Annotated in this window: 11 protein-coding genes; 5 read left to right on the forward strand and 6 right to left on the reverse strand. The window is 40.5% G+C overall.

The annotated features are described in order from the left end of the window. Both gap and FO440_RS20230 read left to right on the forward strand, forming a co-directional pair. Positions 1 to 996: a type I glyceraldehyde-3-phosphate dehydrogenase gene (gene gap, locus FO440_RS20225; protein ID WP_144250113.1), complete on the forward strand. Its 996-nt coding sequence runs from the start codon at positions 1 to 3 to the stop codon at positions 994 to 996. A 186-nt stretch (positions 997 to 1,182) separates the two neighbouring features. Next, positions 1,183 to 2,262, forward strand: a complete 1,080-nt coding sequence (locus FO440_RS20230) for an alpha/beta fold hydrolase (protein WP_144250114.1) — start codon at positions 1,183 to 1,185, stop codon at positions 2,260 to 2,262. Between the two features lie 83 nt (positions 2,263 to 2,345). Here the strand turns inward: FO440_RS20230 and FO440_RS20235 are convergent, their stop codons facing one another. The 5 genes from FO440_RS20235 to FO440_RS20255 form a co-directional block, all read right to left on the reverse strand. Next, positions 2,346 to 2,732: a YtxH domain-containing protein gene (locus FO440_RS20235; RefSeq protein ID WP_144250115.1), complete on the reverse strand. Its 387-nt coding sequence runs from the start codon at positions 2,730 to 2,732 to the stop codon at positions 2,346 to 2,348. A gap of 207 nt (positions 2,733 to 2,939) precedes the next feature. Further along, a complete protein-coding gene (locus tag FO440_RS20240) occupies positions 2,940 to 3,134 on the reverse strand; it encodes a cold-shock protein (RefSeq protein ID WP_091380246.1) in 195 nt (64 codons plus the stop codon). A gap of 95 nt (positions 3,135 to 3,229) precedes the next feature. Continuing rightward, positions 3,230 to 4,390: a diaminopimelate decarboxylase gene (gene lysA, locus FO440_RS20245; protein WP_144250116.1), complete on the reverse strand. Its 1,161-nt coding sequence runs from the start codon at positions 4,388 to 4,390 to the stop codon at positions 3,230 to 3,232. A 70-nt stretch (positions 4,391 to 4,460) separates the two neighbouring features. Next, on the reverse strand, positions 4,461 to 5,771 hold the full coding sequence (locus FO440_RS20250) for an aspartate kinase (RefSeq protein ID WP_144250117.1): 1,311 nt from the start codon (positions 5,769 to 5,771) through the stop codon (positions 4,461 to 4,463). 398 nt (positions 5,772 to 6,169) lie between these two features. After that, positions 6,170 to 6,676 (reverse strand): DUF892 family protein, encoded by a 507-nt coding sequence (locus FO440_RS20255; protein WP_144250118.1) that lies wholly within the window; start codon positions 6,674 to 6,676, stop codon positions 6,170 to 6,172. A 102-nt stretch (positions 6,677 to 6,778) separates the two neighbouring features. On the opposite strand from FO440_RS20255, the gene FO440_RS20260 reads away from it, so the two are divergent. After that, positions 6,779 to 7,723 (forward strand): Smr/MutS family protein, encoded by a 945-nt coding sequence (locus tag FO440_RS20260; RefSeq protein ID WP_144250119.1) that lies wholly within the window; start codon positions 6,779 to 6,781, stop codon positions 7,721 to 7,723. A gap of 85 nt (positions 7,724 to 7,808) precedes the next feature. After that, positions 7,809 to 8,600 (forward strand): SGNH/GDSL hydrolase family protein, encoded by a 792-nt coding sequence (locus FO440_RS20265; protein ID WP_144250120.1) that lies wholly within the window; start codon positions 7,809 to 7,811, stop codon positions 8,598 to 8,600. A 34-nt stretch (positions 8,601 to 8,634) separates the two neighbouring features. Here the strand turns inward: FO440_RS20265 and FO440_RS20270 are convergent, their stop codons facing one another. Beyond that, positions 8,635 to 9,657 (reverse strand): glycosyltransferase family protein, encoded by a 1,023-nt coding sequence (locus tag FO440_RS20270; protein WP_144250121.1) that lies wholly within the window; start codon positions 9,655 to 9,657, stop codon positions 8,635 to 8,637. Positions 9,658 to 9,903: 246 nt separating this feature from the next. Between FO440_RS20270 and FO440_RS20275 the strand changes: the two genes are divergently transcribed. Next, positions 9,904 to 10,953, forward strand: coding sequence for an acyltransferase (locus FO440_RS20275; protein ID WP_144250122.1), 1,050 nt, complete (start codon positions 9,904 to 9,906; stop codon positions 10,951 to 10,953). Positions 10,954 to 11,162 lie beyond the last annotated feature (209 nt).

Consider the following 11,162-nt stretch of genomic DNA (forward strand, 5'->3'; position numbering starts at 1 on the left):
ATGAAAATAGGAATTAACGGTTTCGGCCGTATTGGACGCCTGGCATTCAGAGCTGCAATTGACAGACCAGATGTTGAAATTGTTGGTATTAATGACCTTGTTGAGCCTGATTACATGGCTTACATGTTAAAATACGATTCAACTCACGGTCAGTTTACCGGCACTATTGCTGTTGAAGGCGGCAATCTGGTTGTTAACGGTAAAACCATACGCGTAACTGCTGAAAAAGACCCTGCTAACCTTAAATGGAATGAAGTAGGTGCTGAGGTTGTTATCGAGTCAACCGGTTTATTCTTGACTTTAGAGAGCGCGCAAAAACACATTGACGCAGGTGCTAAAAAGGTTGTAATGAGCGCACCGGCAAAAGATGATACTCCTACATTTGTAATGGGTGTTAACCATAAATTATTAAGAGCTGATCAAAATATCGTATCAAACGCTTCATGTACTACAAACTGTTTAGCACCTATCGCTAAAGTATTGAATGATAAATTTGGTATCGAAGAAGGTTTGATGAGCACTATCCACGCGGTAACTGCAACTCAAAAAACAGTTGACGGCCCATCGGCTAAAGACTGGAGAGGTGGTCGCGGTGCTTACCAGAACATCATCCCTTCATCAACAGGTGCTGCTAAAGCAGTTGGTTTGGTATTGCCTGAATTGAAAGGTAAATTAACAGGTATGTCATTCCGTGTACCGGTTGCAGACGTATCTGTAGTTGATTTAACTGTACGCTTAAAAACTCCTGCTACTTATGAGGATGTTAAAGCAGCAATGAAAGAAGCGTCAGAAGGTGAACTGAAAGGTATTTTGGGTTACACTGAAGATGAAGTTGTATCTGAAGATTTTAAAGGTGATGCACGTACTTCAATTTTTGATGCAAAAGCAGGTATTGCTTTGAACAACAACTTTGTAAAAGTTGTATCATGGTATGATAACGAGTGGGGTTACTCAAACAAATTGATCGACCTTGTTCAGGAATTAGGTAAATTATAATTTTACACATGAATATAGAAAGCCTCCGATGTTCGGGGGCTTTTTTTGTGAAATTAAATAGGATGTCACCCTGAGGTTCTCGAAGGGTGAGCGTCGGCCTTTACCCGCATGCTTCGAGCGCCTCAGCATGACATCCGTCCCTCAAAAAGCGTATATTAGTCATATATATATATTAACTGAAGCCCAATGATTAAAAAAACGTTACTCATTCTGCTACTTGGCATTGCAATCAGTACTAAAGCCCAAATCAATTATCCAGAACCTGTAGAAAGTGACTACATAGCCAAAGATTTTACTTTCGAAAGCGGCGAGAAATTGCCCGAGCTACGTATCCATTGCATAACCGTAGGCAAACAACACAAAAATGTCAATGGACAAACCGACAACGCCGTGCTGATCATGCACGGCACGACCGGCGATTCAAAAGGATTGATCGGTATAGAACGTTTCTCAAACACACTGTTTAGCCCTGGGGCAGTGCTGGATGCTACCAAATATTATATTGTATTTATTGATGGTATTGGCCATGGTAAGTCAAGCAAGCCGAGCGACGGCCTGCATATGAAGTTCCCGAAATATACTTATAACGATATGGTGAAGGCACAATACCTGTTGGTTACACAGCATTTAGGTATTAACCATTTGCGTTTGGTAATGGGTACATCAATGGGGGCTATGCATACCTGGGTTTGGGGCTATACCTATCCTGATTTTATGGATGCGCTTATGCCATTGGCCAGTAACCCGGTAGAAATTGCCGGAAGAAACCGCATGATGCGCAAATTGGCTATTGATATGATAGAAAATGACCCGGCCTGGATGGGCGGCGAATATAAAGAACAACCTAAAGAGGGTTTGTTAGGCGCTACGGCAAGTTTGCTGTTTATGGGCAGCAGCTCTTTACAAATGCAAAAGGCCGCCCCAACCCGCGAGCAGGAAGATGCCCTGTTGCAAAAAATAGAAGAGCGGTACTATAAATCGTTAGATGCCAACGATGTGATCTACGCTTTCGACGCGTCGCGGTATTATAACCCGTCGCCATATCTTGAAAAGATCAAGGCACCCCTCTTCGCCATTAATTCGGCTGATGATGTGATAAACCCACCTGAATTGGGGCTGATAGACAAAGAAATTAAAAGAGTACCTAAGGGTAGGTATATTTTATTGCCGATCACCGATAAAACGTCGGGCCACGGCACACATTCAAACCCCACCATCTGGGGCGATTATCTAAAAGAGCTGATGGCGATATCAGAACCAAAATAAAAAATCAGCAACTGCGTTTAAATGCAGTTGCTGATTTTTTTTAATCTATCTCCAAAAGTTCCCCTTCAGGGGGCGGAGGGGGCTTAAGCTTGCTGAATAGAATCGTTCAGGTCGTCAGCAGCACTTTTTACTTTTGACTTTGCCTTATTAACATGATCCTGGGCAGCGTCGGCAACATCATCAGCTTTTGATCTGATCTCGTCGCTTACACCATCCCTGTAGTTATACAGGTCATTAACAGCATCACTGTATTTTGATTTAACTCGGTCTACCACGTCATTACCATAACCTCTGATATTGTCGCCGGCAGAACGGGCTTTGTCTTTTGCTTTACCAACAAGGTCATCAGCATACCCGGCTATACTTCCACGGGTTTCTTCGCCGCTGTCCGGTGCAAATAATAAACCTAATACCGCGCCTGCGGCTGCACCTACCAATAGTGCTGCTATGATTTTTGATTGATCTTTCATGTGTTTTTAGTTTTTTGTAGCTATTGTAAACAATACAACAACAGTGCCAAGCTAAAGGTAGTCAACTATTTGGTGGTAATTAAAGTTTATTTCCTGAAAAACAGACAATTCAAAAGGACAATTAGTTTTAGGCGGATAAGGGCAAAAAAAAACATCCGCCCATTGGGCGGATGTTTTTGAATACGTCTTAAAAATGATATATTATAATTAAATAACTTTTACATTTACCGCATTAAGGCCTTTTCTGCCGTTCTCTACTTCGAACTCAACTTTATCGTTTTCACGGATTTCGTCGATCAGACCTGTTGAATGAACAAATACATCCTGACCACCATTGCTTGGTGTAATAAATCCGAATCCTTTTGTTTCATTAAAAAATTTTACTGTTCCTTCTTTTTGCATTATTTTATTTATTAAAGCGCGCAAGGTACACATAATAATCTGTAACAAGTGCAATGTCAGCGTAATTATAATTGCGCCGGCTGTAAATGCGGGCTTTAAACCTCTGAATATACGCTTGGCGCCCTGTCACGCAAATTATAGCCTGATGCCATAACTTCGCCGTAAGCACCCGCTGTACGTACCGCTATCAGGTCACCACGGAATGATTCAGGCAGTTCAACATCCTTACGAAAACAATCGGTACTCTCACATATCGGTCCAACTACATCATAATGAGTGGCGCTTTCACTTTCTGACTTCCTGCTTAAATTTTCAATTTCATGATAGGCCTGGTACAGCATGGGGCGCATCAGTTCGGTCATGCCTGCATCCAATACCAGGAAGTTTTTTTTCTGCCCGTTTTTAACGTACAATACCCTTGATATGAGCGAAGCGCTTTGGGCAACCAACGCGCGGCCCAGTTCGAAGTGTACTTCCTGGCCAGGTTTTACATTTAAAAAGTCTTTAAAAACTTTAAAGTAGCTTTCAAAATCACTAATTGTATTAGTGTCCGGATTATAATAGTCGACACCTAAACCACCGCCGGTATTCAGAACTTTTACCTGCAGGCCATGATCTTCAAACCAGGTTTGTATTTCATTTACGCGGATACAAAGGCTTTTGTAAACCTCCATATCTGTTATCTGTGAGCCTATGTGGAAATGGATGCCTAAGAATTGCAGGTTTGGGCATGAGCGCAATGCTTCAACTACATCATTTAACTGCCAGGTGTTAATGCCGAATTTATTCTCATCCAGTCCGGTAGTTATAAAATGGTGGGTATGCGCGTCAACATTCGGGTTAATACGGATGGCTATGCCCGCTGTTTTATTTTTGGCTTTAGCCAGATCGTTAATAATATGCAGTTCCTGAACTGATTCAACATTAAAGCAAAAGATATCGGCATCAAGCCCCAAATTTATTTCCCTGTCTGATTTACCAACACCGGCAAATACCACTTTAGTTTTGCTGAAACCATGTTCTATAGCTGCTTTTACTTCGCCTCCGCTTACACAATCGGCGCCAAAACCAAACGATTGGATCATCTCTAACACTTTAGGGTTAAAGTTAGCCTTCATAGCATAATGCACATGAAAGCCATATTTTGCCGAAGCATTATGACAAGCCTCTAAAGTTTGGCGAAGCACCCCCATATCATAGTAATAAAAAGGGGTGTCTACAGATTGAAAACGGTTTATAGTATCTGGATTAAACATTGTGTAAAGTCAAAAATCAAAAGTAAAAAGTCAAAATCTATCCCGATAACTATCGGGACGGGATCTGATATTAAAATAATCTGCTGTGTAAACTTCTTAAAGCTTCTACCTTATCTTCTGTTTTAACAAGTACAGACAGGTTATGGTTACTGCCGCCATACGATATCATACGCAACGGCAAATGTTTCAAGGCCTCTAAAACGCGCGAACCGAATCCATGCTTATCCGCGGCAAAATCGCCTACCACACAAATAATGGTATGATCGGCATCCACCTCAACATCGCCAAAGGCTTTAAGTTCGCCCAGTATTTCAGCTAAGTGGGTTGTGTCATCAATAGTTAAGGATACTGCCACCTCTGATGTGGTGATCATATCTATCGACGTTTTATAACGTTCAAATACCTCAAACACACGGCGTAAAAAGCCATAGGCCAACAGCATGCGGCTTGAGTTTATTTTTACGGCAGTGATACCATCTTTAGCGGCTATGGATTTGATCTGGTTCTTTTCGCTGTCATTGGTGATCAGCGTGCCTTTGGCCTGCGGATCCATGGTGTTAAGCAGGCGTACTGGTATTTTATATTTCTGTGCCGGGAATACGCTTTGCGGATGCAGGATCTTAGCACCAAAATAGGCCAACTCTGCTGCTTCATCAAATGAGAGTTGCGCAATTGGTTTGGTACCCTGAACGATTCTTGGGTCGTTATTGTGCATCCCGTCGATATCTGTCCAGATCTGCACTTCTTCGCTGCGGATACCGGCACCAATTAATGACGCGGTATAATCGCTGCCACCACGACGCAAGTTGTCAATTTCGCCGAAGGCGTTGCGGCAAATGTATCCTTGGGTAATGAATAAATTATTATCAGGAGATTTTTCAAGCAAAGGGATAAGGTGCGATGTAATGTAATCTACTACCGGTTCATTATCCTCGTCGGTTTTCATAAAATCCAAAGCGGGTAGTAAAACAGATGGCACACCAATCTCTTTTAAATACACATGGTATAGCGTGGTCGATAATAGTTCGCCCTGCGCCAGTATGATCTTTTCTTCAACGGGTGTAAACAGATCGTTGGCTATACTACTTAATAATGAAAAATGGTAATCAATAACTTCTTTACCTTGTTCTAAAAATTCAGGCTTGGCAAATAAGTCCTTTATAAAGATTTCGTATTTGGCTTTTAAAGCGCTGATCAGCGAAGCGGCTTTAGTTTTATCTCCGACTAAGTAGGCTTGTCCAATTTCAACTAAACTGTTTGTTGTGCCCGATACGGCGGATAACACAACGACCTGCCTTTCTGAAGCATCAATAATGTCCAGCAAATTCTTCATTCGCTCCGGACTTCCTACTGACGTTCCGCCAAATTTTAAGACTTTCATTTTTGTTTATGTTTACACAATTGATCGATACGCTTGTATCAAAGATTGAGGCGCTAAAAATAGGGTTTTAGGCCCTATTTATTACATACAAAAATGACAAAAAATTAAATGACTTAAGAAGTTGTTATCGCAATGATATACTGGTTGAAAATCTAAAAATGCTTTGAGTTATGTTCAGTGTCCTAAAATAGCATTAAATTAAAATGTGACTATTAAACAGGTCAAAAAATGACGTATTGGTATGTTTTTCGTAATATTTCTGTTATTAAGTTGCTTGCAAGGAAAATATTATTTTACTTTACCTCAGGTTATTTTAATAGGGGTATTAAATAGCTATAAACGAGCCGCTTGTTTTTTACAAGCGGCTTACTTTTTTTAATACCCCGTACAAATCCTTCTTAATCAGCTTTGATGTATTCTTTTGCTATCAGTATAAAAAGCTCATCATTATCTATACATTCATCAAAACATTCGCGTAATAGTTGTTCAATATGGTCGTAATTAAGCTGGCGTGCAACCACTTTTAACAGGCTGTAGCATGCTATGTTGATATGCTCAAGCATTTGCATATATAAGATCAGGTCCATATCATTTAAGATATTGATCTCATGCTTTTCGTCTAAACAAAATTCGTCTTTGATAATTGCCTTTAAAGGGTTGCAATTTTTGTCAGATGGTATTTCGCCTATTATTTTATAGATCTTATCCATTCGGATAATCTGCTTCTTTACATCTTCCCAAAATTCATTCATCCCAAGTTTTAAGCCTTTAAAAGATGCTATATCTATCAGGTTTGCCATTTTTTTATCAAGGTAGCACTTGGCAAAATATATGCGATTCAAATTATGTACAAATACCTTGTATTGTAATTTCGGATCTAAAGGCTCGGGTTTGCTTATTTTCATGATATTGAAGTTTTAAATACGTTTAAAACAATAATAGTACAACAACAATTTAAACACATATTGTTTGCCGCAATGGCAATATATAAGGTAGCTTTGCACACTATGAAATATAAATTAGGCGACTTTGTACGGTTTGTTGACGAGAAGATGGAGGGTTTTATAACCCGCATTATTGATGAAGATATGATAGGGGTAACCGGGGAAGATGATTTTGAGATCCCTGTGCTTGCCGCTAAAGTAACCCTTGTACATGGCTACAAGCCTGCCGGATCTGAAACTACGGCCGCAGTTGCCGAGCCACAATTACTACAAGGTGAATTTAAAAACAAAGGGGTTTATTTAGGTGTGCTTACCGATGCGAAAGCAAATTCGGTTGTACATTTTAATTTGATCAATGATACTTCATTTCAATTACTGGCCACTTTAGCTACAGAAAAGCAAACCTTTAAAGGAGAATATGCCGGGATTGTAGCGCCCGGCTCGGCCACTAAAATATATTCGGCCCAACTGGCTGATCTGCAATTATGGCCTAAATTTTTGATAAACATATTATATTATACCACGCAGAACTTTGCAGTACCTGCGCCGCTATCAATTACTGAAAAGTTTAAGGCTAAAGATTTTGCCGGCAGTAAAAAGAACTTGCCCGTGCTTAACCAACCGGGATGGCTGATACAATTGGATGAACCGGATTTTGTAATAGATGTCCAGCAACTAAAAGAAAGCTTTTTTAAACCCGCTGAAGAAAAAGTGACCGTTGAAAAACCTAACAGGGAGGTGGACCTGCATATTGAGAAGCTGCGAGACGATTACCAGTTTTTAAGCAGCGCAGAGATCCAAAAAATACAGCTTGCACATTTTAATAAAGCGCTCGACTCGGCAATTGTGCACCAACTGCATGATGTTGTTTTTATCCACGGCGCAGGCAATGGTATTTTACGGCACGAAATTCATAAAGCCCTGAGCAAGCACCCCAAAGTACAAACGTTTATGGATGCCCTTAAAGAAAAGTTTGGTTACGGCGCTACCCGTGTGGTATTGAAATAAACTGAATTTTAGGTGATGCAGGGATAGTTAAGGACAGTTGGGTTTAATTAATGTAATACTTTGCAAATGCCAATCGTAATTAAATATGCCAAACAATCAAAGAAGAGTGTTTATTAAAAACATAGCGCTTTTAAGTGTTGCGAGTAGTGTGTTTACATCCGAAAAATTAATAGCTGCCGGTGAACCTACTAATCAAAACCAATCAAAATCTAAAGAACGCGACCTGGTTTTTTTATTCCAGGGTGATTCCATCACCGATGGAAACCGTACCCGTAATGATGATCTGAATAATAACACCGGCCACGGTTATGTGTTTAGTATTGCCAGCAGGGTAGGTGCTGATTTTCCGGACAGGAACCTTAAATTCATTAACAGGGGCAATTCGGGCAGTGATATTAATGGGATGTCTGACCGCTGGCAGCATGATACATTGGAAAATAAACCTGATGTGTTGAGCATAATGATCGGTATTAACGACAGCAACTATTACCTGCATGCCAAAAAGGAATCAAACTCTGTACAGGCATACGAAGCAACTTACCGTAGTATCCTTGACCAGGTAAAAGCAAGCAACCCGGATATTGTGCTGGTATTATGTGAATCTTTCACTTTACCATATACGTATACAAAAGAGCAACAAACACCACTACAAGCAGATGTAATGTTAAGGCAGGATGTAGTGAAAAAGCTTGCCGTGGATTATAACGCCATATTCGTCCCTTTCCAGGATGTATTTAACAAAGCATTAGAACGCGCGCCTGAGAAATACTGGATCTGGGATAACGTGCACCCTACGGTAGCCGGTCATGAATTACTGGCAAGAGAATGGCTAAAGTGCGTAAGCAAAAAGCTTAAATTCTTAAAAAAAGAAGTTTAATTGCGTATCAGCAAGATTGCAAAAAAGCAATAAATTAACGTGCAACCAACTCGGTTTTATAATAACTGGTGTCGGCAAACTGCTCAAATAGCAAGTCAATAATCTGTTGGGTATTGTCCGGGTAATTTACTTTGATCACTTGCCCGTTTTTTAGCCAATCCAGTATTTTTTCGTCATGCTTGGGTTTAAGGCTTTTAATAACGGGTACGCCCATTTCCTTTAACATCGCCGCGTTTAACTGCTGCTCGTACTGGTTTTTCATGGGTATCACCATCAGTTTCTTTTTCAGGAACAACGCTTCGGCTGGAGTTTCAAAGCCGCCACCACAAAGCACGCCTGCGCTTTGCGCCATACTTTTAACAAAGGCTTTATTGTCAATAGGCTGGATAGAAACGTTTTTGTGTGTAAAAACTTTCTTGTTATGCTTTGAAAAAACGTCCCATTGTATATCCTTAAATTCTGATAGGCGGCTTATCAATCGTTTATCATCATAAGCAGGCAGGTAAACGGTATAGTGCTCTTTGTTTGAAATTTCCTGCTCGCGCACCTGTTGGCGTATAACCGGGGTGTATATGTTTTTATCGATTGATTTGAAGTGAAAGCCAAACTGCGCGGTAACAGGCGCGTAGTTTTTTAATATTAGGCGGCCTATCATGTCGGTATCATCAGGTAGGGGCGCTTTGTCATGAAGTACTGCTGCCTGGTGGCTTAGCCCAATGCAGGGTTTGTTTTTTACATAGCAGGCCCAGGCAGACACCGGCTCAAAATCATTAATTACCAGGTCATATTTATCTATCGGCAGTGAATTAATTTCTTTAATGAATTTACGGAACCGCGATTTTAAAAATGATCGCCACAAATCAACACCACCTGCTTTACCGAATATAAAACCGAAGCCATGAAGTTTATATTTTATAGGAAATGGTAAGTTAAGATCGCCCTGTGTGCCGCTAACCAATACGTCAACATCGCCCATTTTTTTAAGCAGCGGTACTATATCCATCGACCGGCTTAAATGCCCGTTCCCTGTTCCTTGTATAGCGTATAAAATCCTCATGGTTATAGAAGTTGTTAAAATAGAAATGGTTTTAAATAAATAAAGAGAGCTTCAGGCTCTCTTTACTATTAACTGATCTTATTAGTTCAATGAAAAAAGAACGATTGGTTAGTACATCAAATGAATAATGCGACAAAAGTAAAGTCCTGATGTTAAGGCTTAATTAAATTTGTGTTAGTTGTACTTACATTTAATTTAACGCTGTTTTAGCAGAAATATAGTACTTTTAACAGACCGATTTTATTAATGACCGCAACAAAAGCCCAAAATTTAGATTGGATAAATAGTTTAAGATTAATAGCCTTATTTGCTGTTATCGTGCTGCACGTATCCGCCATTCCGTTGGCACAGTACGGGCAGGAACCGGTTTCAATTTGGCTGGTTTCTGATTTTTATAACATGCTTGTGCGTTTTGCAGTGCCGGTATTTGTTATGATAACCGGCTCGTTATTATTGCACCGCGAATACGAGTTTGTCCCTTTCCTGAAAAAGCGGCTAAGCAGGGTAGTAGTGCCCTTTTTGTTCTGGAGCCTGGTGTACATATGGTACTCATGGTATAACGAAGAGATGGTTTTTAACGGCACTACCTGGGTAAATGTTAAGCAGGTTTTGCACCAGTTAAAATACGGCAGCTCATACCATTTGTGGTATGTATATATGCTGATAGGGTTGTACTTTTTCATCCCGATCATCGGTAAGTTTGTGCGTAATGCCAGTAAGCGCGAGGTTGAATACTTTTTGGTGGTGTGGCTGATCGTAATGATACTTACGCAGCCAGTCATATCGTCAATTAACCCGCAGGTTGATGTTCATTACTTTACCGGTTATGCCGGGTATTTGGTTTTGGGCCATTACCTAACTTTTTATGTTAATTACAGCAAGCGCATTGTTTTAAAGATGTGGGCCTTGTTTTTGGTGCTGTTGATGATCGCGGTAACAGGTACTTACCTGCTTTACAAGCACAACACGTTCACTACATTGTTATATGAACCATTATCCCCTACAATAGTAATACTGTCATCAAGCGCATTTTTATTGGGGCGATTTATCAAAGTACAGCTGCCGGCATTCATCCTCAAAGCCAAGGACTTTGCCTGTGAGTATAACTTCGGGATCTATTTATGCCATGCGCTTATCCTTTATTTTTTAGATGAGCCTTTTGGCATCAGCTACAAGCTTTGTACACCGCTCGTCAGCATCCCGGTAACGGCAATTATATGTTTTATGTTGTCATTATTGTTGGTTTGGCTGTTAAGTAAAATACCATTTGCGGGTAAGTGGTTGGCAGGGATTTAACGGCGATGATTACTCACCCCGACTGCGCTCTGCTGGTCGACCCTCTCTTCGCCTTCGGCGGAAAGAGGGTAATAGTTCAATAATTAAAAACAAAACCTCTTTGCCGCTTGCGGAAGAGAGGATGGTCGAGCGAAGCAAAGACCGGGTGAGTGATCACTGCAACATACTTATTACGCAATCGTTTCCGTTGTTTATCTGTCTTAATACCA

The sequence above is a fragment of the Mucilaginibacter corticis genome (genome assembly GCF_007558865.1).
Classification (GTDB): Bacteria; Bacteroidota; Bacteroidia; order Sphingobacteriales; family Sphingobacteriaceae; genus Mucilaginibacter; species Mucilaginibacter corticis.